This is a genomic window from Nostoc sp., from assembly GCF_036917235.1.
Taxonomy (GTDB): domain Bacteria; phylum Cyanobacteriota; class Cyanobacteriia; order Cyanobacteriales; family Nostocaceae; genus Nostoc.
Genome location: NZ_JBALDU010000078.1, coordinates 88,652 through 113,050 on the forward strand (window position 1 = coordinate 88,652; position 24,399 = coordinate 113,050).

Sequence of the window (24,399 nt, forward strand, 5' to 3'; positions counted from 1 at the left end):
TTAATGGCTTTCACTCAAATTCGTCTATTGTGGTGGGAGGAGTAGTCTTTCTCTTGTTAGCAAAATTGCGCTCATACCACTTCATTAATGGAGTTGCACTGATTCCATGCACAATGACCGAGGCAACAATAGTAGTGTAAGTTATCCAAGCAATTTGTTCGCCTGCTTCACCTTTCAAGCCATGACCAAAGGCATAAGCTAGATAATATAAAGAACCAACACCGCGAATCCCAAACCATCCAAATAACCACCGAGTTCCTGGGTGGAGATTTCGGCGGCGTGAATCGAGAGGACGTTTACCTATTGTGCTAATCCAAACTCCTAAAGGTCTGATGATCAAAAATAACAAAATTATCACTAACACAGATTGCATAGCATAATTAAGCATTGGTTTCAATAATAATATTGAACCTAATAGTAAAATTGTTCCTACTTCTAGGAGTTTTTCTACTTGCTCAACAAATTCTAATTGTTCTATCGGTTTTTCAGAATTCCTGTAACTGCGTTGGACAACTAAACCAGCAACAAATACTGCCAAAAATCCATAGCCATTAACCATTTCTGTTAATGAATAAGTTATTAAAATTGTGCTGATAGCAATAAAATCTTCCATTAACTCATCAGCAGGACGGCGTTTTTGAATTTTTTTTTCAATCCAAACGATAGATTTGGCAACAACAATTCCCATAACAATACCAGATGCGATCGCCCATATTAAATCAACTGTAATCCACTGTTGAAACCAGTTACCCCAGTTGTCATCTTCTAGGGCATGAATGCCAAAATAAACGAAGGGAAAAGCTAAAGCATCATTTAACCCACCTTCAGAAGTTAAACCAAATCTCAACTCATCTTGGTCATTCGCACTAGTGAGTTGTACTTCTGATGCTAATACTGGATCGGTCGGTGCGAGAATCGCTCCTAATAAAATTGCTTCTCCCCAATTCATGCCTAAAAACAATTTACCCACAACAGCCAGAGCAAAAATTGAAATTGGCATCAAAAATACAATCAATCGCACCGTAATATCCCAAACCCCCAACTTTAGAGGCCGAACAATTCTTAAGCCGCAACTAAATACAGAAATAATTACTACAAGTTCTGTTATTTTCTCCAGAAGTTCGGTGTTAAAAACGTCATCTCGACGTAATTGAATCAGTCCTAAGCCATAAGGGCCTAGAAAAATACCAACCACTAGGTAGATGATGGCAAAAGAAAGGGGTAAGCGACTAATCCAACCTGACCCTAAAGTTACCATCAGTAAAAGTAGACCAATTACAAATAGGTCAATAATATAGATATCTACCATATAGCGATTTACATAAATATAAGGTGTTGCTTTGTAAGCTTAGTTGCAATACCTTTGTATTAGAATTTACCTATAGGCAGATTTTCTGGGATTAGGAATTTAGAGACATCACTAAATTGGAGAAGAAAGGAATAGATAAATTTAGCGTTGGCTTTGCCCATCATAGACATTGCGATTTGATTATTTGTTAGGAGTCCTTTAACTAATCGGATGTAGCACGGGAATATAGCTAAGACACACCTATACGCTTTTAGGAATGGTTTATAAGCTAAACGACATTCTAATCCAAAATTTATATAACTATTGTGGCATAGATCGAAAAGCCTACGCTAATTATGCAAGTTAAATGTGGAACAGCTTAATCGTGTCCGGTTAAAGGGATTTTTGGGCTTTCCGCATAGATTAGGGAATATAGCCAATTGGACGGACATGATATATTTCCTACTTTCTGACTCAGATATCGCCCAGTTTAGTACAAATATACTATAATGGGTATAGCGTCCACAAAGCCTAGCCAAATGCATAATGGCTGTGTGAAAACCTTCTGGAAGATGGATTCAAGGGTTAGTTCGATGATGAAGCATTATATTCTCAACCTCAATCCGACTGCCAAGCATGAATGGGATCGGTGTATTTTACGTGACCCGCTGACTGCCAAACGCCCAGACATTGCTAAACTAATTGCCGAAGCAGTTGGTGCTGATACAGGTAGTTATTTGGTCAGCGTGAATATTGAAGTTCAAGTTTTGCAGCAAGCGGCAGTACCTCAAGCCGAACAACTCTCGCTTTCATTTCCAGAGGTGAGTGTGCCCTCACAACCACAACTGCGGGAAGCAGCTTGAGCTAAAGTGCAGAATTTAGCAAAAAATAATTAGCCTGCTTATGCAGGCTTACTTTGTTAGCCGTAGACTTCAGTCTGACGGCTAAATAAGTCATGTGTATATGGGCGGACTTAATCTTAAAAGGCAAAATTAGTAGTGTTATTCAAAAGACATCTCCAGAAATTAATGATGATCTACATTCATTTTTACTCCTTTGTCTAAAGCTAATTTCAAAAACTTAAAAAGTTAGCTCATACAGAGTACAGACAAAGACAAATGAGGTTTAACTTTTAAATTTCTTGAGAGTTTATTTGAACTTTATTTTAGTGAAAATTTAGGAAAATGACTGTAAATAATTAGGGGAAAATAATTCGCATACCTGCACTTTAGATATCGCTTTTCTTCCCCTAATTCAATACATTTAGACTATAATATATATATAGTTTCCACCAAGCTGAGTTAAGTGTAAAACTGCTCTGTGACAGCCTTTTGGTAAATGAATTCAAGGGTTGGTCTTATACTTAAAAATTACATTATTGACCTTAGAGGAAAATTATTAAATGATGCAACTGAGTCATTATCCAGCTGTGATCGCACAAGCTGCTCAACGGGCTAATGAAATAGACTCTCAGTTGATGGCAGTGCAGCACCAAGTTAACCGATTTGAAGGCAATGCAGACCGCACCGCCGCCTTTGAGATGGATTTGAAAAATGATGCTCAACGCAAGGCTCGGCGCTTTGAGGTGTTGCTTGTGAATCAGGAATATCAAAAGGCAATAGACACCCAAATTCGATTAACTGTCGATAAAGCAAATGCCATCGCCCATTTGGAATATCTGCGTAACCAGTTTAGTGTAGCTAAGTTGGAAGCAAGATTAGCGATCGCTCAACAACTCTCTGATTTTGAGTCTCGTGAATTAGTTGGTTTGTAATCACACCCATAAACCCCAGATGTGAATCTGGGGTTATCCAAATAAAATCGGTGATTGTAAGATTAGGGAAGTAATTATAATCTGTGGGACAGCAGTTGGAAAATTTGCTGATTAATAGTTGCAATATCAAAACGCTGACTAGCAGCAATTCGGCCATTATTGGCTATAGTCGCAGTTATTTCTGTCTCCTGTAAACAAGTGATAATTACTTGTGCAAGTTCCTGGGGTTTTCCTGGTGTCACTAAAAAACCATTAAGTCCATGTTCGACTAATTCCGTTGCGCCCCCAGCTTTTGCTGCAACTACAGGTTTTCCGCATAGCATCGCCTCTACAATCACTCTACCAAAGGGTTCTGGCGAAGTAGAGGTATGTGCCACCAAGTCACAAGCTGCCATTAACTGGGGAATATCAGAACGAAATCCTAAAAATTTGACGCGGTTTTCTAATCCTAGTTCACTAACTTGTTGGTGTAACTTTTGGACATAATCTTGTTCGCCAAACAGTGCATCACCTACTAAAATTGCTGTCACCTCTTGCGGACATTTAGCAAGGGCATCAATTAAAATATGCTGGCCTTTCCAAGGTGCAAGACGGCTAAAGTGTCCAACGACAAATTTTCCTTCTAATTCTAAGTGTTGCTGTAATTGTTTAATATCAGATTCATTAGTTTGATAATTTTTTGAATTAAAGCCGTTATAAACAACTTCGATGATATCTGGGCGTCCTCCTGCTTGTACAAAGGCAGTTTGACTAGCTTGAGAATTAGCAATTACTAATAATGCAAAACGATTAGCTAAGTTAACAGCAATACGAAGATTAGTTTGGCTAAAATGTTCTTTGGAAAGAATATCATGTAAATGATAAACTAAAGGACGACGACTGAAAAAACTTGCCAATGCTCCGATAACTAATGCTTTTTGGGTGTTGGCATAGATTAAATCATATTCACGCGCTTTTTTAACTACCTTAGTAATCAAAGGTACAAGTTGTCCCAAACTCTTAAATCCTTGTAGTAAACTGCTTTCTTTGCGAACTTGGATTGCTTGAGTTGCGAGAACTTCTACTGGGATATGATTTTGTTGTAGTAAATCTTTAAACGATCCATCTGCAAATAAACCTACTAAAGCGCGATCGCCATAAGGTTTAGCAATATCTATTAAACATAATTCGGCACCGCCTGGTTTACCGCTTTGGTCTAAAAAAAGAATTTTCATAAAACCTCTACTTTATTTAATTTGACCCACGCAGCAACCATAAAATCTATTACAATTACTTATTTAAGCTAATAAAACATTCCGTACTTGCTGGGCGATTTGATTCCAGTCGTAGTGTGTCGTGGCGTACTGGCGACAGGCTTCTCGTGAAGGTATGGGGATATTACCCAAAAGCACTTGCTCTAATTTTTCAGCAATAACTGAGGCTTCTATCGAAGTAGTAATTAAATCGGGTGAAAATTCTGCTAAAATTTCTGGCATTCCCCCAACAGGAGTACATAAAACAGGAGTACCACAGGCTAGAGACTCAACTATTACTAATCCAAATCCTTCAAAAGATTGACTAGGCATAATAGTTAATTCAGCCGCTTGATAAGCTATAGGTAATTGCTCATCAGGGAGAAAACCTAAAAATTTAACGTTGTCATCTAATCCTAATTCCGTAGCCTGTTGTTGTAGTGCAGCTTGGATGTGACCACGACCTGCGATCGCTAGCCAAACATCTGGTATTCTGGGCTTAATTATAGCCAAAGCTTGCAATAATTTGTCAACTCCCGTTCGATGCACTAAGCGGCGTGATGTAAATATAATCCGGCGATTACTAGGCCAGCCTAGCTTTGCACAAGCTTCCTGGGGTGATAAATTTGGCTGAAACCAGTTAATATCAACTCCACCGGGAATCATATTAATTTTGCTCCACGGTACTTGATATTTATCATGTAAAATTTTACCAAAAGCTTTGCTCAAAACAATGAAGCGATCGCAGCGATTATAAGTGTTTTGTTCTATTAGCCAATGCTTGATTAAAAGACTGAGGTTTTTGTTAACAACTTCCTGCTGACTCTCAGAAGCCCAAGGGCCATGAAAGTTAAAAGTAACTGGTACTCCCATTGGTAAAATATCTAAAATAGGAAAGCTGTATAATGCAAAGTGCAAATTAATAGCATCTGGTTTGCTAGTTCTTGTTTTCTGAAAATTCGTGCGAATCGACCATAATCTTTGCAAAATAGCACTATCGGGACTCGCCAAGTTAGTCAGCTTAATCGGCGAATTTAGTTCAGTTTCTGGTAAACCGACTCCGCATAATTCAATCCGATCGTGATTTGCTGCTAATTTATGAGTTAGTTCATAAATATACCTTTCTAGTCCTCCGGGACTTTTAGGAAACCAGCCTAATCCAAGGGTGAGAATAGATGCAGATGATGAATTAAAACTTCTTTCTTTATTAGCTTCCATCGCTATTTCTCCTATAAATATATTAAAACAGTAGGGTCACATACCTGTGTGCCCCTACACCGTGTTGTATCCAAACCCGAATCAATATAATTTCGGAATACACATTACTAATAAGATTTTTTTACGGAACACCAATTTATAACCTATTTATATCCCAACGTCAATAATGAACTTAAACCTGTATTTTTATTAACTAAATAACACTTACTACATATCTACTATACCCACGACATAACAAGCTGTATAGTAGATATATCAAGGAAAACTCCACCATCAAACAACTAGTTTCGTATCAAGAATTACAGTAAAAGAGCAATAATAAGTACCTTTGAAATTGTTGCTCAAAATTTTATACAATAATGTTATTTTGATAAAGCTTATATAAATAGTCCATTTTTAATCCTGATAGCTTTTTATTGATATGTAATCAGATGTCTTGCTTCAAAAAAACTGTATGTTATTGAATTTAAAAACAGTTATCTTTTTTGCGGATTTTATAAAAGGTAATTGTATATAAATAATTAAAAGATGAAAAATATATGATAAATAAATTACTGACGAAGTTAGGAAAACTTCGTCACGAACTCAATCAGCAAGTAAAAAAATTATCTAAGACTAGATATTTACAAAAAAGTAAAACTTTAAATTTTTTACTCAGTATGACTGTTGCAGTCATTGTTACTAACATTGGAATTACAACAGACTGGGCAACAACAGAAACACCGACAATTACATACAAAGCATCGTCAACAAGTAATACTATTGACAGTACAAATTTGCGGATAAAAAACAATACTAAAACACCCCCGCTTAACTACAAAACATCCTGGATAGGTAATACTATTGGCAGTGGAAATCTGCGGATACAAAACAATATTGAGGCCATGTATGTTGCTCCTGATGGCACGGTTTATACCAACAGCCATTGGGATGAGGCGGCTATGGAGGCAGGAATATATAAAGATGGTAAAGTAATTGCTGCCCTTGGGGATACTCACGGCTGGAGTCGTGGCGGTGGCAAAGCTGTAACCGCAAATAGTAAATATGTTTACATTGCCATGACTCAAGGTTCGAGGGGCGATACAAAAGAAGATTATCCACCAGAAGGAACAACTTGGTATAGCGTTAGACGCTATGACTTATCAGGAAAACCTGCGCCGTTTCCGAATGGACGTGGTTGGGATAAAAGTATGTTGATTACCAGTACTAAAAGTGAAGTTACTGGATTAGCAACTGTGGAAAGCGAGTTGTATGTAAGTGATTTTACTGCTAACCAGATTCGTGTTTATGATACTGAGACGATGAAGGAACTTCGCAGCTTTACCGTTGCTAATCCGGGAGCAATAACTATCGATCCACAAAAAAATCTGTGGATTATTCAAAGTAAAAATGGTAGTAAACCTGCAAAAATTTTACATTATTCCCAAAGTGGAAAGCAATTGCCCCAACAGATTGCAGATATTGTTGAACCAACTGCGATCGCTATTAATCATCAAGGTAAGCTGTTAGTAGCAGAAAATGGCCCGCGTCAGCAAATGTTGACTTATGACATCAAAGATCAGCCAGTACAGGTGAGTAGTTTTGGTTCTAAAGGCGGTATCTATGCAGGAGTTCCTGGTGAAGTTCGAGATTTGAAACTTTACGGACTTACTGGAGTCGGTACAGATGCTTCAGGTAATATCTATATAAATAGTAATGGTTTCAACAAATCAGGAACAGATTTGCGGAAATTTTCGCCATCGGGAAAACTAATGTGGCGATCGCTGGGATTGATATTCGTCGATAATGCAGATGCCGATCCTAAAACTGATGGTGTAGATTTATTCACCAAACAAGAACACTATCTGATGGATTACAGTAAGGCTGCTGGCAAGCAGTGGAATTACAAAGCCTACACCTTAAATCCTTTTAAATATCCTCAAGATCCACGTCTGCATACATCGCCAGATGGAACCTTTGTTCGCCGCATCCAAGGGAAGCCGTTTTTGTTCCTCACAGATATGTATAACAGCTTTCTGCAAATCTATCGTTTTAATCCAGACACAGATGGTAAAGTTGCCATCCCCGCCGGAATGTTTGTCGGTACCAATGGCGCAGATAAACCATTTATCACCGGAAATTGGCCACCGTCTCAGCCAGAACAAGGGGAATGGATCTGGCGCGATCGCAACGGTAATGGCAAATTTGAAAAGAACGAATACGATCGCAGCAAAGATTATCCTCATCTTGGCGGCTGGTGGGTAGACAGCAAAGGAGATGTTTGGAAAGCTTTGCGAACAGAAGATGGTATTCGACACTATCCTTTACAGGGAATAGATCCTAAAGGCAACCCCATCTACAGCTATGGTTCGATGGAAAAGCAAACTACTCCCAAAATATTTAACGACTTGCGGCGGATCGAATATTTCCCTGAAACAGATAGTATGTTTTTGTCGGGCTTTACGGTAGATCGTCCTGCATTTGGTGACGATGCTGGAGTTGCTGGATCTGAGATTGCCCGTTTTGACAATTGGAGTAAAGGAAATCGTACTCCCAAATGGCGGATTGTAATTCCCTACGACAGCACCGGTAAGCGTGAAGTGTCTACAGCAGCAATCAGTGTAGCGGGTGACTATGTATTTGCCGTGACAGTCAAAACCGCAGAGGTATATGTCTACAGCGCCAAGACGGGAGCGCAAGTACAACAGTTAAAACCAGGCCCAGAAGTTGGCAGCGAAAGTGGCTGGATTGATATACCCTACGGTATTCGCGCTTTTCGGCGTTCCAATGGTGAGCATCTGGTATTTGTGGAAGAAAATTGGAAAGGAAAAGTGATTATGTATCGGCTGGCGGGGTGATATCAAGTCCGGGTAATTAGTTATGATTTCCATAGTCATTGCACCCCACCCCCAACCCCCTCTCCGCAAGCGGGGCTACGGTGTACACACATCTTTGTATAAAACCAAAATCGTTGAAGATCCCCCTAAATCCACGCCACTTGCTCCACTTGGGGAGACCCCATCGCCCTTGGCGTCTCCCCTTGGGAGAAGACCGCAGTGGCTCCCCTTAAAAAGGGGGACTTTGACTCTGGTTCCCCCCTTTTTTAAGGGGGGCTAGGGGGGATCTAAACGCTGTGAGGCAACTCTCAAAGACTTGTGTGTACACCGTAGGCTCTTCGGGAGGGGAGACAAAGCGTAGCTTTGGCGGGGTGGAGTTATTGGGTATAATAAGTAACTAAGCGGACATGATATGAGTATTTACGGTAATTACGACATAACACAGCTTTGACTCTAAGCTTAACCAAACCGCAGATCCCCGACAAATTTTAGAAAGTCGGGGATCTTGGTTTTCACAAATGATTCAGTATTGCTATATGTACAAAAATATGTGATTAAATGTATCGCAGATTTAGTGTCAATTACTTTGTCATTCCCTATTTAGCCTTCACCCGCGCCTGCTTCACCATTGCAATCAAAGTTTGATGAGCATCTTCCGCATCTACTAAAACACGATCGAATTGAATGCGAACTGGTACAGCTTCCCCATTGACTTGGGCTGTTAAATCCATACCCTGTGCATCAATTGACAGCATTTCGGCTGCGATCGTATCTGTTAAGCCACCAAAAGCTTTAGCATAAATAACTACAGCATCAGCATGATCGTCATTCATGTGCTTGCAGATGCGCGAACTAATTTCAGCAGAAAAACCATTAGACATTGTGAAGTTAAAAGTGATGAATATGGCAAGAGCTTAAATTATCGGCTAAGTAGTTTAAATTAGCAGAAAAAGCTAGTCTTACGCCATCGTTATTATAAGTTATATCTGCAAAACAACTGCTGTTGTATATATTTGATAAGTTAAGTTTATTACTCGTACAAAAATTAAATTAAAATAAGCATTATCCAGTATTTTTACCTTTCATTGCGGAAAGCAGACAGCGTAAACTGTAGCAGAAGTATTAGCCAAAACTATTGCAGCTAAGAGACAATGAGCGAAACTAGCCCCAGACGAATTGTAATTGGGGATGTGCATGGACACTATGAAGGTTTAATGACACTGTTGGAGGCGATCGCCCCCACGTCAGAAGATCGAGTCTATTTTCTGGGAGACTTAATCGATCGCGGACCTCACAGTGCACAAGTAGTTGATTTTGTCAAGCAAAATAACTACTCATGTTTGTTGGGAAATCATGAGCAGATGTTACTAAGCATTCTGACCAATGAAAGGACTTCCTCCTCGACCATGCAAGCATGGCTGTTTGGTGGAGGGCAAGCTACCGTGGCCAGTTACCAAGAGGCTCCAATTCCTGATGACCATCTGGATTGGTTAAAAGCTTTGCCTACATACCTTGACTTGGGAGATATTTGGTTAACTCATGCTGGTGTTGACCCTTCCAAGTCGGTGACAGAACAAACTGCCGATGAACTGTGCTGGATACGAGAGGAGTTTCACAGCATTGAAAAACCCTACTTTCCAGATAAACAAATTATCATCGGTCACACCATTACCTTTACCCTGCCTGGTGTTTCTCCTGGTAAACTGGCACAAGGAAAGGGATGGCTAGACATAGATACTGGCGCTTATCATCCCCGGAGTGGCTGGTTAACTGGACTAGATGTCACAAATCAGTTGGTTTATCAAGTTAATATCTTTAAAAACTATATCCGTACCCTGCCTTTAGAAGAGGTTGTAATTAACATTGATCCAGCCAAAATTAAAGTCGATCGCCGCAATAGGAATTAAGGAATATTTGAAATGAGGGGGAGAAATCAATTCAAAATTCAAAATTCAAAATTCAAAATTCAAAATTCAAAATTCAAAATTCAAAATTCAAAATTCAAAATTCAAAATTCAAAATTCAAAATTAAAGAACTTCCGCCCCCTACCCCCTGCCTTCTGCCTCCTCTTTCCCAATTCCCTCAAGACTTCGCTAATGGTCGAATATTTGCTTTATAACTAGCATTATCCAAGCCAGATTTTCCATTACTAGGTTGAGAGTTAATTGCACGTCTGAGGGCATCAATGCGATCGCTGGTTCCGGGGTGTGTACTCAAAAATGTTGGACTAGAACCACCCTTTTTCAGCAGCTTTTGCATAAAAGAAACCATTGCTGACTGGGCATAACCAGTACGTGTCAAAGTTCGTAGTCCTCTTTGATCGGCTTCAAATTCGTTTTTACGACTGCGTGGTAAGTCTCGCGCTAACTGTACACCAATTTGCACTGCGGAATTTCGATCTAAGCCAGCCGCCGTTAATAGACCACTTTCGAGGGCTTTTTGCTGCATCTGCTTGACTACGTGTTTCCCGCCAATGTGACCAATTTCATGGGCGAGTACGCTTGCTAGTTCCGCTTCATTATCTGCGGTTTTCAGCAAACCCGTGTGGACATATACATAGCCGCCCAAGGTCGCAAAGGCGTTAATAGAGTCATCCTCAACTATCTGGAAAGTATAGGGGAGATCGGGGCGATCGCTATTCGCTGCTAAACGCCGACCAACTTGTTCTACATAACGATTCACTTCGGGATTGCGGTAAAGTCGGACTTGACTGCCGACCAATTCCTGATTAATCTGCTTACCAAGATCAACTTCTTGATTAGGAGATATATTAGAAAGCTGAAATGCCTGAACTCCTTGGAGCAGAAGAGGTAAGAAATCTAAAGTTCTTCCAGGCAAGGGTGTACTCAGGCACAGACTCAGGGCGACTACCACTGAAATTAGGGGATAAAACCAGCGACGCCGCCATACACGGTAATTTGCAGTAAAACCTTTCCAATTCAACATAATTCACTCTGAAGATTATTTTGGAAGAACATAAAAAGAGGGGACAAATTATGAGACGGATTTAAAGTATTCTAAGTTGCATTCTTAACTCAAGACCAAAGGAGTTGTCATCCAGATAATCTTGATGCAAATCTACCGAATTGCGGGAGGCTAGAAATTCTCTCTAGAGATAGGCTTAAACACTAGATTTTACTTTCTAGGTGCGTCAGTACTAACTGGTAAAAGTTTGAGGGTTAGCTGTCGTACCTCGGAAATTACGAACTCGTGATAAACTGTCGCATAACCGCAACTCCGAATACTTTGAGTTATTACCAAATAGGGAAAATTACCGTTTACATCGAAAACTTTCTGGCTACAATCCATTACTTCGCTATTACCTCGGAAAACTTTTTATGGCTATTTTAGATTCAAAAGGTCGCTTGTTTGGCAAAATCAATCTCTTAGATTTAGGTGCTGCACTGGTAATTTTGCTAGTTATCTTTGGCATCTTTATTTTTCCTGGCACTTCTGGTTCTGTTGCCCAAGTTGGTGCAAAAACAGTACCCATAGAAGTAGACTTAGTAGTTCGCGGTTTGAATGTACGTGACCCGGAAAAATTAATCGACAATGGTTTAAAAAAAGGCGAAAAAACTAATGTGATTATTCGTAATCAACCATACGGACAGATTGAAATTAAATCTATTCAACAGCTACCTAGAACAATCAATGTATTCCAACCTGATGGCACTGTTAAAGAACTGCCAGATCCAAAGAAAAACAATTATAGTGCAGATTTTCTGTTGACTTTAGATGGCAAAGCTCAAGTTACTGAAAGTGGCCCAGTTTTGGGTAACAGTAAAGTGAAAATTGGGATGCCATTTGAGTTAGAAGGTTTTAACTACAACTTCAATGCAACTGTCATTGATATCAGATTGAAAGACAAATAGTATTGTCACTTTTGTTGATAATATTTTCTCTAGCAATCTTATCGAATATCTGGTGAAAAAGAATGTAGAGACGCGTTAGAGCAGCGGCGCAAAGCCCAGTGCAATTTCGCGTCTCTACGACTTATGTTAATTAAGCAAAGGCAAAAATTTGCGAATTAACCCAATTGTCACTGCTGGCAATTCCAACTGTGGTGTTAATCCAACATCTTCCAACTGTTGAAAAAATCGGATTGCTTGGGGATTCATTTCGGCAAGGCGGCGACCAATTGAGGGCCCTGTAAATTCTGACTTTTGTCCCCAAATAATCGCGGTGGGAGTAGTCAATTGTTGAATGAAAAGGGATAAATCAAAGCATAAATCGCCACGTACAAAGCACAGTGCTGCATACTCAGCATTAGGCTGTTGGGCGGATTGTAGATAAACATCTACAATTTCTTGGTAGACTCGATTGGATTGAGCAAATTGCCGTTGTTCTAAAAAGCCGCGAATGCCGCCACTAGTAGCAATTCCAGTGCTGTAAAGTAAACGATCGACAATGGGAACGCTAACTAACTGGGCAAAAAAACTACGGGAGTAGTCTTCGCCAAAGTCTGAAAGTCCGGCAGGGGTGGTAAGAATTAGAGACTTGAATAAATCAGGACGATCTGCTGCTACTCGAATTGTAAAGGCTGCGGTCAAAGAAGAAGCGATCGCTGTTACGGGCCCAGTACAAGTTTGCTCGAAAAACTCCCGAATCGTGGTCAAATAATCCTCAACTTTATAACTTCGTGCTGGATGTTCAGACCTACCCCAACCGAGCAAATCTGGCGCAATGACCCGATATTCAGCCGCAAAAGCCGGGTAAACTTTCGACCACTCATAAGCAGAAGACCCACCACCAAAGCCGTGCAGGAATACCAAAGTTTCCCGATCGTCTTTGGCTGTCACATCATCCTCCCAAGGCGCTCCAGCAGCAGTATAATATACCATTCTACCTAGTGAGGTATCTATAGAGCGTTGTTCAAATCCTAGTGGTTGAAACATAAGTCTTTTTTGTTGACTGTAGTGATTCGTTGGCACAAGTAAGACACGATAACTGGGAGGCAGGCACACAAAGAGAAGATTCGATAATTTTTCCGCCCCCCCTTTCGTCACCCTAGATGTTTGCCGCACTTAGTGCTGAGTAAATTAACAAGCACTGAAGACTTGCGTATTTAGTAATAGCAACGACCCTTGTAGGCAGTCTTTTAACTCAGCACTCTTCATGTGTCTAGTTCAAACTCCCCACTCATTGTTATTATCAGCGAACCAATCACTCTCAGACTTCTCGCTAGCGTCAGATTAAGTAGATATAAAATTACTGGATTACTTGTAAAGATTTGGTGCTTTTTTTCATAAAAATAAAGTAACGGAACGTTGTAATTACTGTTATATAAGGGTTTTTCATGGTAGCGAGGCTCGCTCCAGCGTGAATCCAGCATAAGTTTTTATGGTAGTCTATCAAAAAACCAATAAATAATTTTGAGCGTCAACACGTCAAAAATAGTTAAAACGCTTATTTTAATAAGCTGTTAATTCTACTTATATATGTAGAAAATACAGCTTTTAATGTATAATTAATCTGATTTTTATCTAAGTAATAGTAAGGCGGGATGTCATGGTAAAGCAGGCTACTCTTCAATCAAATAAACTGCCAACGATTGAAGACGCTAAATTTGCGCTTGACAACTTGAATATACAAAACGAAATTAAAGCTTCAGCTAGGCGGGGTCAGGTTGAGCCAGTTTTTGATGCTGCCAAACTTACTGTACCTACTTGTATTTGTTTAGACCTAGAAGACTTGAAGTGTTTTGAAGCGGTAGAGCGCCAATATGAACGTTGGGGAGTCATTTTTCACAATTCTCTAGCAATACAGCCATCAAATCCAGCATTTCCAACCTATTCAGGGCTAATAGTCTTAATGGGAGCGCCCAAAAGCGGATTTTTAGAAGCTACTTTCTTGCGTCCAGTAAGCTCGGTTAGCGCCTTTGTCACTAGTTCGCAACGGCTAGTGCTTTCCGCCTACGATCGCGATCGGCAACTACTCGCTCAAACTGCACTACCAGGCTCTAATCTTGCCAATTCCGACTCGCCAATTTCCCCCAATACCTTATTATCTATAAATGTGAATGACATTCACAGCGTTACCTTTTGTACTTTTGATGGTCAATTCACCCTTGATAACTTTCGTTTTTGTCTTTAAGTAAGACTTACGTACAAGATGCCCTTGCTCTTAGCGATTGAAAATGGTATCTTATGCGCTGTGCTGTATTAGTCTACTATCTCTCTATAAAATCGGGCATTTTGTGGTTTAAGCCTTCATCCTTCCTTCATCCATAGTAAAACTTATACAATAGGTAATTTCGTAATCAAGTAGGTAAACACTGTGGCACAGGCTTCGTCTTCTTGGCAGCAATTGATCAACCAAATCCCCAACTGGAACTGGTCGCTTCCAAAATTCAAGACAAAGGGAGCCATAAAGCAGCAAACATTTAAACGTTTCTCTGGCCCTGGGGGCTTTCTTGGGTTCCTGACAATTATCATTGCCATGTTGTTGTGGAACTGGAAACTGCTACTGGCTCTCTTAATCGGCATTGGAGTAATGGTATTGGTTTACTCAATGCAGGAGTGGGACTGGCAATTGCGCTGGTCTAAAATACGTAAGTTCTTAAATAGTTCAAATCGTCGGTTAGTTTTAGCAGTCATCAGTGGTGGTATTGCTACTGTCAGCACTTACATGGCAGCGGCAATATGGGTTGACTCTCACAGTCATTGGATTGCTGCTGGTGCGATCGCGCAAGGTGTGGGAACCCTGTTAACTTTAATTTTATTGGTATGGCAAATTGTCAACTTCTCTGAAAATCGAAAAGAAGACCACCTCGATCGCTTGTTGATGAATTTAACAGAAAAAGATCCATTGAAGCGGTTAATTGCTCTAGGTCAACTAAATAAATTCATCAGCCGTAAGCGAGTTGACTCTTCAGTGCAGCAAGATATTGTCCAATGCTTGCAACTCCTACTCAGCCGAGAGGAAGAAGTTGTAGTGCGAGAGGCAGCTTTTAAGAGTTTACAAGCCTGCGATGACCTCCGGTCGGTCGGAGACCATCGCCTACAAGTACCCCCCAAAACAGCAGTACCTTTCGTACCCGTATCAGCAAAAGTCAAACACCACGTTTATTAGTTATTTGTCCTTTGTCCTTTGCAAATGACCAATGACTAATGACTAATGACCAATGACAAATAACTATTTTCGAGACAACCTTCCATTACAAACTTGCACTATCGGATGATTGCAGCGCCGTACCAATTGTTCGTCGTGGGTGGTAACAATCACCGTAGCCCCAAAGGAATTTAACTTCTGGAGAATCTGGATTACTTGCCAGGAATTATCTGGATCGAGATTTCCAGTCGGCTCATCCGCCAACAGTAGGGGTGGTGTACCAACGATCGCGCGGGCAATACTCACTCGCTGTTGCTCTCCCCCAGACAGTTGATCTGGAAAGCAGTCAGCTTTACTCAGCAAACCTACCAGCTTTAAGGTTGGTTCTAAACGTCGTTGAATTTCTTTACGGGTATACCCTTGAGCTTGCAGCACAAAAGTGACATTTTCTGCTACTGTTCGTTGGGTAATCAGTTTGTAGTCTTGAAACACAATACCAATTCGTCGCCGCAATAATGACAAGCGATCGCCCCGCAAATCCGCTACATTACATTCATCAACAATTACTTCTCCCTGTGTAGGCAACTCCTGGCCATACAGTAGTTTCAAGAGCGTTGATTTACCAGAACCACTTGGCCCCGTGATAAACAGAAATTCTCCCTTTTTTACCTCAAGGTTTGCATTTAATAAGGCGTGAGTGCCGTTAGCATAAGTCTTGGTTACAGATTGCAATTGTACCTTTGTAGCAGTATTGCTACCGTGCTGTTGAGTTTCACTGTCCTCTCCATGAACGGAAAAGTCTTTCTTAACTTGAGTTGTTAATACTGGCATTGTTAAACTTTCCTCATACCCACAACCAAACAGTTTGACTGCTTAAATGTGACATTCTCCCCAAAATAAGGATTCCCAGGTTTTGCCTGGGAATTTAAATTTCAACAAAGAAAATTTAAAATTTTTTGAAGACTTTAATAGTAACTAAGTAAGAACACTCACAATTCAGTACTGAAAACTCAGAATTCAGAATTCAGAATTCAGAACTCTTAACTAATTGCACTCAGCACGGGCTAAACGCCCCGCTACCGCTAACAGCACTCAGCACTCTTAACTAATTGCACCCCTGGCTGTCAAACGATAAACAAACGCTTTCACAGCAAACGCCGGCAAAGCCAACATCCGCCGCCAGCGCCAAGGTTCTTGATAAAGGCGATACAACCATTCCAAATTATTATTTCCTAACCAGGCGGGAGCGCGAGTTTTAGTTCCCGACCAAATATCAAAACTGCCACCAACGCCAATCCAAATTGCTTGGGGACACAAATGGCGGTTTTCGGCAATCCATAACTCTTGACGCGGCACTCCCAAACCAACAAAAATCACTTGTGGCTGCAATTGAGCCAGAGTTTGTCGCAATTGTGCTTCTTCTTCTGGAGAATGGTAGCCTGAGTGAGTACCGACTATATTCAAATCTGGAATTTGCTGCTGCCAAAAATCTGCCGCATTTGCAGCCACTCCAGGCGCTCCTCCATAGAAAAATATCTTTGTCCCTATCTTTTGTTGCCCAAGTGCTTGCAAAAGTTTTTCTGCTAATTCAATCCCTGGAAAACGCTGCACTTTTTGCCATAACAGCCATCGTAAATACAGAACTACCCCAGCTCCATCTGGAATCACCATTTCAGCATTTTTAATTACCTGAGCTAATAATTGATTTCGCTCTGCCTGCATAGTCATTTCTGCATTGAGCGTTACGACATGAGTTCCTTTGCCTGTGTACAGGGATTCTAACAACCAGCCTGGATAGTCAGCCATCACATGAACTGGTATTCCCAACACTGAAAATGCTTGATTGCCGTTAGACATAGCCTATTCTTAAGTAATACTCACACCAGATTTTCCATGAATGTTAAGTTTATCAAATTTTTTTATATTAGAACTTAGGCAAAAGAGATTCCCCTTTGCCCTGCAACGAGAGAAAGCATAATTAAACTAAATAGACATAAGAGTGAACAAGAATGTATATACGTAGCAGTACTACGTATATATAAGGGTTTTAGATAACACATAATTAATTTCACTCCTCTGTCTATTAATCTTGGGCGCTTGTACTTGGGCTGAACCAGTCCAACTTTTATTGTTACAGTGTAATATTCACTCAGTATAAAACGCTCAACTCGCAACTCTGGTTCCGGGAATAGAAGCCCCCAGTATACTGCTTGCAGTTAGTGTGGGAGTATGTCACGAAACTCGACTTTATGGTTATAGTGTAACGGGCTGAAGTTGGCTATGAGTAAAATTCGTATCGCTCTGATTGAAGATCATGACCTAACTCGTGTGGGTATTCGTACAGCACTACAGCAAAAGGATGAAATTGAAGTTGTAGGTGAAGCTGCTAATGCTGCTGAGGGTCTAAAAATGTTAAAAATGCTACAACCCGATATTGCCATTGTCGATATTGGTTTACCAGATAAGGATGGCATTGAGTTAACACGGGAGGTAAAATCTACTACTAATGGCCAGCAGCTACTTACAAAAGTCTTAATTTTGACGCTGCGGGATAACAAAGAAGCGGTGTTGGCAGCTTTTGCCGCTGGTGCAGACTCTTACTGTATGAAAGATATCAAATTTGATAATTTGCTGGAAGCAGTACGAGTAACTTACAATGGCAACGCCTGGATCGATCCAGCGATCGCTCGGATTGTATTACAACAAGCGCAACAAAATCCTCAAAAGTTGGAATCGGTTTTGGTCGATTCCAAGACTATTGCTCCTAACCCTGATTCTTTTGAGAATCTGGAAGGAATTCAACCTTACACCCTGACAGAAAGGGAATTGGAAGTGTTACAGTTGATTGTCGAAGGTTGTAGTAATGCAGTCATTGCGGAAAGACTTTACATCACAGTTGGCACTGTTAAAACTCACGTTCGCAATATTTTGAATAAGCTATGTGCCGATGACCGTACCCAAGCAGCAGTCCGCGCCTTGCGTTCTGGGTTAGTTGGATAAATTTAATTTTGGTGTGGATCAATTGAGGATAATCAAGGGAAACTCACAACTTTGAAAAGTTATATTTTCAAAATGAATGGCTTCTCTAATTTTCTCTTATTTATTAGGTGGGATAAACATCATATTATCTCGCCATTCAAATATATGAAAACAAAAGTCAAATATGGCTGAGATTGCGACGGAAAAACTTAAGCTCATGGTGGTAGATGATGAGCCAGATAACCTAGATTTACTCTACCGCACTTTTAGGCGAGATTTTCAAGTATATAAAGCCAATCATGCCTTTGATGCTTTGAAAACCTTGGATCAATTTGGCGAAATGGCGGTGATTATTTCTGACCAAAGAATGCCAGAAATGAATGGGACTGAATTTTTTAGTCGCACCGTAGAACGCTTTCCAGACACGATTCGGATTTTGTTAACTGGTTTTACTGATGTCGAAGATTTGGTCGATGCGATTAACTCCGGTCAGGTATTTAAGTACATTACCAAACCCTGGAATCCGGATCGGCTGAGAAACTTAGTTGAGCAAGCCACTGATACATATCGTCTAGTAAAAAAGCGCACCCAAGAGTTGCGTCGGGCCCTACGGCGAGAATCTTTGTTTAATGCGGTAACAACAGCAATTCGGGAATCTTTAGACTACGATAGTATGCTGCAAAAAATTGTCGCAACTATTGGAGAAACATTTGAAGCTACCAGCTGCTTGCTCAAACCAGTAGAAGGCGATCGCCTTACACAAGACGAGTTTTTCTACCGCGATCCGAAATCTGATGTATTAGATTCCTTCTTCGACTCCAGTGTTTTAATCGAAAAGGTGCTGGAAACCCGTCATTATCAACTCGCTCAAGATATATATGACGGTAATCCTAGTCACCACCTAGTTGTGCCACTTAGCTACCATCAGCATCTATTGGCTGTGCTGACCCTCCACCAATGGGGACGCGATCGCCCTTGGGAAGACGAAGATATCCAACTAATTGCAGGTGTTGCCGAACAAGCAGCCTTAGCCCTCTCTCAAGCAAAACTCTACCAACGCCTCCAAGAAAAGCAACAGCAGATTCACACTGAGTTAGAGGTGGCTCGCCAAATTCAATACAATCTGCTACGCCAAAGTTTACCTGATATTAAAGGTGTGAAGGTACAAGCTTGCTGCTATCCGGCGCGCGAAGTAGGAGGCGATTTTTTTGAAGTTTTTGTCCATCCTAAAGGCGACTTGTGGTTGGCAGTGGGTGACGTTTCTGGTAAGGGCGTCCCAGCAGCTTTATTTATGGCTAGTATTATTTCAGTTTTGCGCCGAGAATTATCTCAAGAGACACCAGCAGAGCCGAATGTGGTCATGCAGAACCTTAACCACGCTCTCAGTGAAGATTTAATTAGCAACAATTATTTTGTCACTCTTGTGTTAGCCTGTTATACCCCTAGTACTAAGGAACTGGTCTACACTAATGCCGGTCATATTTATCCAATATTATGGTCACGCCAAGGTGCTTTAGCCGAAAACCCCAATTACTTGAAAGTTCGCAGCGTTCCTTTGGGGATTTTGCCTAAGTGGCAGGCACAGTCTGGTCGCTTGGTTCTCGCTGCTGGAGACACATTGTTACTAGCCAGCGATGGAATTACAGAAGCAATGGTATCAAATAATCCTGATTCAACAGTAAAAACTGAGGCTGGGGTTGAGTCAGCGAACCGTTCGATGCTGAATCAAGATGGTCTTTGGCAGCTCTTACAACAAGAGCAACAACCACTTTCTCTGAACCATTTACTAGCTCGCATCCAGGCAGATAATCACGTTCAAGAAGACGATCAAACTATACTTTCACTGGAGATTTTGTAAGTCATGAAAAGTGAGCTTCATGTACCAAGCGACTTGAATTTTCTGAATATTGTTGAAAACTGGTTGTTGGGATGTTTGAAAATTCAGCTAGGAGAATCTGTGGATTGGTCGCGCCAATCAAGTCGTTTGAGACTGGCTTTAGTGGAAGCCTACTCGAATGCAGTCCGTCACGCCCACAAGGATCAACCAAATTTACCTATATTACTACGTTTAGAAGTGAAAGACCGGGATTTTGCCCTAGAAATTTGGGACTACGGCGAAGGGTTTGATATGTCTAACTACTACGCTCCAAACCCGATGGAAAAGCAAGAAGGTGGTTATGGTTGGCTGATTATGAATCGTCTCATGGATAAAGTAGATTACAAATTGCAGGTTAATGGTGCCAACTGTCTGAAGTTAGAAGCTACTTTACCCGAATTAGTCCAATAGACATAAAGTTACTATTTTTCAAGTCATGCTATTTATGAGGAAGAATTCAGAATTCAGAATGGGCTAAACGCCCCGCTATCGCTAACAGGACTCAGAATAAAGCCATGAATCCTGTGTGACTGGGTGATAAATATTGGTTTAAAACTTTGCCCTTGCTAGTTATTTGCTATTTAGTTTTCACGACGTAAAGAAAGTAACTCTTTGGGGGAAGCTAAAAGTTTGATTCTAGTATAAGAAATTTGCCGTTGTTGGTTGAGGATAAATAGCCACAAGACATTGACACTACACCACGAAGTTTGTGCTTTGCCTGTTACCTGGACTTGCATATCACCATTTTCTAAAGTCTCGGCTATTCCTGTGTTCGGGTAAGCTTTGATGTTTTGACCTTCTTGTTTTAAGTAGGCTGCGATCGCATCTGTCCCCACAATATCAGATTCAAATGGCGGACGCATTACACCAGCGATCGCAAACAAGGCAGCAGTTGCCTCAAATTCTCCTACATTTAAGGTTTCAAAATAACGCAGTACGCTTGGTTCTGTAATTCCCTCAATCTGGAATTCTTCTTGAAACTGCACTGGCGATATAAATTCAGCAGAGGTCATAAAATTACCTGTATTATGCTATCTGAATATTAATTTCAATACAAAAATAAGTAAAAAAAAAGCTGCTGTTGAGATAGATTGCTACATTTGCTACATATTAATAAATCTTCCTAACGATGGAAGTCTTGAACTGCTACGCAGCTTAAGACAGGCTATATATTGGGTAAGTAAAAAATCTTAATTGAATCTATTAGCTAAATAATATATAATTAAAGCGCATTTATTTGGGCAAAATCCAGATAAAAAAAATGAATCAGTATTCTGTAACGAGCAGCAGTCTGGTGAAAGAAAAAGCCAGCGAGTTGGGCTTTCACAAAGTTGGAATTACTGCTGTAGATCGGATAAATGCCACAGAAGCACAGAGGTTGCAAGCATGGATTGAACTAGGTTATCAGGCTGATATGAAATGGATGGCTAATCCAAAGCGTCAGGATATCCGCTTAGTGATGCCAGAGGTGCGATCGCTAGTGTGTGTAGCGCTGAATTACTACACGCCACATCAACGTCCTGAAAGTGAGGAATACGCCAAAATTTCCCGTTATGGTTGGGGAAGGGATTATCACAAGGTGATGCATGGAAAACTCAAGCAGCTATCTATATGGCTAAAATCACTCGATCCAGGTGTATTAGCTCTTTATTATGCAGATACTGGCCCGGTGCCAGATAAAGTGTTGGCTCAACTTGCCGGAATTGGTTGGATTGCCAAGAATGGTAATGTGATTACACGGGAATATGGCTCTTGGGTATTTTTGGGAGAAGTGTTGACAAATTTAGAATTAGAGAGCGATCGCCCACATACAGAACACTGCGGTAGCTGTACTCGTTGTCTTCAGGCTTGTCCTACAGGTGCAATTACTCAGCCTTTTGTTGTCGATGCTAATCGTTGCATTGCTTATCATACCATTGAAAATCGTGACAAGGAATTGCCAGAGGCGATCGCACCTCATCTGCAAGGCTGGGTTGCTGGTTGCGATATTTGCCAAGATGTTTGTCCTTGGAATCAACGTTTTGCCCAAACAACTGATATTGCAGAGTTTCAGCCAAATCCAGTGAATATTGCTCCCCACCTGCTAGAATTAGCCCAAATCTCAGATGAGGATTGGGATAAACGATTTCCAGCATCTGCCTTGCGGCGGATTAAGCCAGAAATGTTACGACGCAACGCCCTAGCTAATCTTGACGCATCCAGGCAGAAGAATGACCCAGAAAGTAATTATTTTTGATTTTGATGGCACAATTGCTGATACAGTAGATGCCCTTGTAAGTATTGCTAATCGTTTAGCTGGAGACTTTGGTTATAAACAAATAAGCCCAGAACAATTAGCCTTTCTCAAGAACTTAACCTCTAGGGAAATCATTAAGTACTCAGGAGTTTCTCTATTTAAGATACCTTTTCTAGTTAAACAAGTTAAAGGAGAATTAAAAAACAAAATACCAGAATTAAAGCCCATTCTGGGTATTAAGGAAGCATTAACAGAACTCCAAAATCAAGGATATAAACTGGGTATTATCACTTCTAATTCTAAAGAAAATGTTACACAATTCCTCACAATCAATGATTTAAATCACCTATTTGATTTTATTTACTCAGGAATTACAATTTTTGGCAAGACAACTATTATAAATAATGTCTTGAGGCAAAAGCAACTCAAACCTCAAGAAGTTATTTATGTTGGAGATGAAACCAGAGATATAGAAGCATCAAAAAAAGCAAATATCCAAGTGATTGCAGTCACTTGGGGCTTTAACTCACCGGAAGTACTAGCCAAGCAAAATCCAGATTATTTAATTCAGCGACCTAGCGAACTACTAGAAGTGATGAACAGTCGTTAATTAATAAATAGTCAAAAGCGGATTAACAATCGATCGAAACAGTAGAGTGGGCAATGTCTACTAATACCGAGAACCTCAATTTTCATATTGGTGACATTGCCCATCTGACAAAATAGCAAGATATCAAGAAAAATTAATTTTTCCGTTCACCCTTTTCTAAAGCTTGTTTTACTAAATCATCACTGACATTAGCTGCATCCCCAGTCTGAGAATTTCCAACTTCTTTTGCTGACTCCAGAAAATCATCAGGATTGCCAGTTGACTGTGTTTGAGTCTTTGTCTCTTGTGGCTTAGAGGCTTGATATTTAGGTGCAGTAGCTGATTCAGCTGCTGCTGCACCTTGACCTGTGCGATCGACTTCACTCACGCTGAATTTTTGTGCAGCTGCATAATCAGCATCAAAATCCACCGTTGGCGCTTTTTCTTCACCACTAGCTATGCTTTCGGCAGCTAATTGTGCATCCTGGGTGGAAGCTTCATTTAAATTGGGCTTTACTTCTTCATCAGGCATAATTAAAACCTTAGGTAAATTTTTTATTGCTAAGGTGATTATAGCGAAGTAATGTGCTGATTTATTGCTTCCTGCGGGAGACTTTTACCTCTATTAAAAGGTAGATTAAAGCTGCGATTTCCAATTAATTTAACTATTTCTATCGGTAGTAGAATCTGATCCTCAAACTCTGGTACCACTTAGTTTGGCCTACTACATTTCCTTGGAAATAAATTTATGACTGCAAGTTACGATAAAAGTATTTCTCAAGCCCAGAGCAATGAAACTCAAAAATTGGTAGATGTGTTTAACGCCTTAGATACCGATGCTAAATTAGCCTGGTTCTATTTTGTTTATGAAAAAATGGGTGATTCGATCACCCCAGCAGTTCCTGCTGCGGCAGAACCAGAGTTAGCACCACTTCTGCTAGGAGATTATTTTAAATTGTCCGATGAGCAGCAACTAGATATTATGCGGGATATCGTTAACCGCAAAGACACAGAATATTCCCGTGCTTATGGGGCGATAAAAGAAAACAACCAGCTGCTAGTTTGGTATGCTTGGGCGGTAGCTATGGGGGATACGGTGGTGGGAATGCCAGCTAGCTACCAGGCAAGTAAGGCAGTTAACGATCTGCTTTCCGAAATTGAAGGACTAGATTTTGAAGAGCAAATGTCAGTGTTTCGGACAATAGCTGGTGAAGTGGGTTACACGGATGTTAAACCGATCGCAACGCAAGCAGAAACTGGAAAAACGTCAAGTTTGTAATCAGCTTTGGCGATTAGAAGTCGCGGCTACCCAAACTAAAGTCCGCCTCTGCGGACTTTAA

23 protein-coding genes are annotated in these 24,399 nt (G+C 40.6%); 13 read left to right on the top strand and 10 right to left on the bottom strand.

Features of this window, described 5'->3' with window-relative positions; translation table 11 throughout:
• Window positions 1–10: 10 nt before the first annotated feature.
• On the bottom strand, window positions 11–1,309 hold the full coding sequence (locus V7K44_RS22365) for a cation:proton antiporter (RefSeq protein WP_334934458.1): 1,299 nt from the start codon (window positions 1,307–1,309) through the stop codon (window positions 11–13).
• Window positions 1,310–1,881: 572 nt separating this feature from the next.
• Here V7K44_RS22365 and V7K44_RS22370 point away from each other — a divergent pair.
• Together V7K44_RS22370 and V7K44_RS22375 are read left to right on the top strand one after the other, a co-directional pair.
• On the top strand, window positions 1,882–2,151 hold the full coding sequence (locus V7K44_RS22370; protein WP_069069307.1) for a hypothetical protein: 270 nt from the start codon (window positions 1,882–1,884) through the stop codon (window positions 2,149–2,151).
• Window positions 2,152–2,690: 539 nt separating this feature from the next.
• Complete coding sequence (locus V7K44_RS22375) at window positions 2,691–3,062, top strand: hypothetical protein (RefSeq protein ID WP_334934460.1); 372 nt, start codon at window positions 2,691–2,693, stop codon at window positions 3,060–3,062.
• 74 nt (window positions 3,063–3,136) lie between these two features.
• Here V7K44_RS22375 and V7K44_RS22380 read toward each other — a convergent pair whose 3' ends face one another.
• A complete protein-coding gene (locus V7K44_RS22380) occupies window positions 3,137–4,276 on the bottom strand; it encodes a glycosyltransferase family 4 protein (protein WP_334934462.1) in 1,140 nt (379 codons plus the stop codon).
• A 63-nt stretch (window positions 4,277–4,339) separates the two neighbouring features.
• Window positions 4,340–5,512, bottom strand: coding sequence for a glycosyltransferase family 4 protein (locus V7K44_RS22385; RefSeq protein WP_334934464.1), 1,173 nt, complete (start codon window positions 5,510–5,512; stop codon window positions 4,340–4,342).
• Between the two features lie 539 nt (window positions 5,513–6,051).
• On the opposite strand from V7K44_RS22385, the gene V7K44_RS22390 reads away from it, so the two are divergent.
• Window positions 6,052–8,349: a hypothetical protein gene (locus V7K44_RS22390; protein ID WP_334934466.1), complete on the top strand. Its 2,298-nt coding sequence runs from the start codon at window positions 6,052–6,054 to the stop codon at window positions 8,347–8,349.
• 575 nt (window positions 8,350–8,924) lie between these two features.
• Here V7K44_RS22390 and V7K44_RS22395 read toward each other — a convergent pair.
• The gene (locus tag V7K44_RS22395; protein ID WP_334934468.1) at window positions 8,925–9,209 is read right to left on the bottom strand and encodes a DUF2470 domain-containing protein; all 285 of its coding nucleotides are present in this window, start codon (window positions 9,207–9,209) and stop codon (window positions 8,925–8,927) included.
• 270 nt (window positions 9,210–9,479) lie between these two features.
• Between V7K44_RS22395 and V7K44_RS22400 the strand changes: the two genes are divergently transcribed.
• The gene (locus tag V7K44_RS22400) at window positions 9,480–10,235 is read left to right on the top strand and encodes a metallophosphoesterase family protein (protein WP_334934470.1); all 756 of its coding nucleotides are present in this window, start codon (window positions 9,480–9,482) and stop codon (window positions 10,233–10,235) included.
• A 176-nt stretch (window positions 10,236–10,411) separates the two neighbouring features.
• Here V7K44_RS22400 and V7K44_RS22405 read toward each other — a convergent pair whose 3' ends face one another.
• Window positions 10,412–11,275 (bottom strand): M48 family metallopeptidase, encoded by an 864-nt coding sequence (locus V7K44_RS22405; protein ID WP_334934472.1) that lies wholly within the window; start codon window positions 11,273–11,275, stop codon window positions 10,412–10,414.
• A gap of 392 nt (window positions 11,276–11,667) precedes the next feature.
• Between V7K44_RS22405 and V7K44_RS22410 the strand changes: the two genes are divergently transcribed.
• Entirely contained in the window at window positions 11,668–12,201 is a 534-nt protein-coding gene (locus V7K44_RS22410; protein WP_334934474.1) for a DUF4330 domain-containing protein, read from the top strand.
• A gap of 126 nt (window positions 12,202–12,327) precedes the next feature.
• Here V7K44_RS22410 and V7K44_RS22415 read toward each other — a convergent pair whose 3' ends face one another.
• Complete coding sequence (locus V7K44_RS22415; protein WP_334934476.1) at window positions 12,328–13,224, bottom strand: alpha/beta fold hydrolase; 897 nt, start codon at window positions 13,222–13,224, stop codon at window positions 12,328–12,330.
• Window positions 13,225–13,837: 613 nt separating this feature from the next.
• On the opposite strand from V7K44_RS22415, the gene V7K44_RS22420 reads away from it, so the two are divergent.
• Window positions 13,838–14,422, top strand: a complete 585-nt coding sequence (locus V7K44_RS22420) for a hypothetical protein (protein WP_334934478.1) — start codon at window positions 13,838–13,840, stop codon at window positions 14,420–14,422.
• Between the two features lie 183 nt (window positions 14,423–14,605).
• Window positions 14,606–15,400 carry an armadillo-type fold-containing protein gene (locus V7K44_RS22425; RefSeq protein WP_334934480.1) on the top strand — a complete coding sequence of 265 codons (795 nt, stop codon included), beginning with the start codon at window positions 14,606–14,608 and terminating at the stop codon, window positions 15,398–15,400.
• Between the two features lie 63 nt (window positions 15,401–15,463).
• On the opposite strand, the gene ftsE is transcribed toward V7K44_RS22425, so the two are convergent.
• Together ftsE and V7K44_RS22435 are read right to left on the bottom strand one after the other, a co-directional pair.
• Complete coding sequence (gene ftsE / locus V7K44_RS22430; protein ID WP_334934482.1) at window positions 15,464–16,210, bottom strand: cell division ATP-binding protein FtsE; 747 nt, start codon at window positions 16,208–16,210, stop codon at window positions 15,464–15,466.
• Window positions 16,211–16,480: 270 nt separating this feature from the next.
• Complete coding sequence (locus V7K44_RS22435; protein WP_334934484.1) at window positions 16,481–17,236, bottom strand: WecB/TagA/CpsF family glycosyltransferase; 756 nt, start codon at window positions 17,234–17,236, stop codon at window positions 16,481–16,483.
• A gap of 423 nt (window positions 17,237–17,659) precedes the next feature.
• Between V7K44_RS22435 and V7K44_RS22440 the strand changes: the two genes are divergently transcribed.
• The 3 genes from V7K44_RS22440 (at window position 17,660) to V7K44_RS22450 (ending at window position 20,645) form a co-directional block, all read left to right on the top strand.
• Window positions 17,660–18,379: a response regulator transcription factor gene (locus V7K44_RS22440; protein ID WP_322660848.1), complete on the top strand. Its 720-nt coding sequence runs from the start codon at window positions 17,660–17,662 to the stop codon at window positions 18,377–18,379.
• Window positions 18,380–18,542: 163 nt separating this feature from the next.
• A complete protein-coding gene (locus V7K44_RS22445) occupies window positions 18,543–20,216 on the top strand; it encodes a SpoIIE family protein phosphatase (protein ID WP_334934488.1) in 1,674 nt (557 codons plus the stop codon).
• 3 nt (window positions 20,217–20,219) lie between these two features.
• Window positions 20,220–20,645 (top strand): ATP-binding protein, encoded by a 426-nt coding sequence (locus V7K44_RS22450; RefSeq protein WP_094351551.1) that lies wholly within the window; start codon window positions 20,220–20,222, stop codon window positions 20,643–20,645.
• Between the two features lie 170 nt (window positions 20,646–20,815).
• Here the strand turns inward: V7K44_RS22450 and V7K44_RS22455 are convergent, their stop codons facing one another.
• Window positions 20,816–21,247, bottom strand: a complete 432-nt coding sequence (locus V7K44_RS22455) for a ketosteroid isomerase family protein (protein WP_334934490.1) — start codon at window positions 21,245–21,247, stop codon at window positions 20,816–20,818.
• Between the two features lie 248 nt (window positions 21,248–21,495).
• Between V7K44_RS22455 and queG the strand changes: the two genes are divergently transcribed.
• Entirely contained in the window at window positions 21,496–22,470 is a 975-nt protein-coding gene (queG, locus tag V7K44_RS22460) for a tRNA epoxyqueuosine(34) reductase QueG (RefSeq protein WP_334934492.1), read from the top strand.
• The gene (locus V7K44_RS22465; protein WP_334934494.1) at window positions 22,445–23,080 is read left to right on the top strand and encodes an HAD-IA family hydrolase; all 636 of its coding nucleotides are present in this window, start codon (window positions 22,445–22,447) and stop codon (window positions 23,078–23,080) included. Before queG ends, V7K44_RS22465 begins: the two co-directional genes overlap by 26 nt.
• A gap of 133 nt (window positions 23,081–23,213) precedes the next feature.
• Here V7K44_RS22465 and V7K44_RS22470 read toward each other — a convergent pair whose 3' ends face one another.
• Window positions 23,214–23,591 (bottom strand): hypothetical protein, encoded by a 378-nt coding sequence (locus V7K44_RS22470; protein WP_334934496.1) that lies wholly within the window; start codon window positions 23,589–23,591, stop codon window positions 23,214–23,216.
• 216 nt (window positions 23,592–23,807) lie between these two features.
• Here V7K44_RS22470 and V7K44_RS22475 point away from each other — a divergent pair, with 216 nt between their 5' ends.
• Entirely contained in the window at window positions 23,808–24,338 is a 531-nt protein-coding gene (locus V7K44_RS22475; RefSeq protein WP_334934498.1) for an orange carotenoid protein N-terminal domain-containing protein, read from the top strand.
• Window positions 24,339–24,399: the final 61 nt, after the last annotated feature.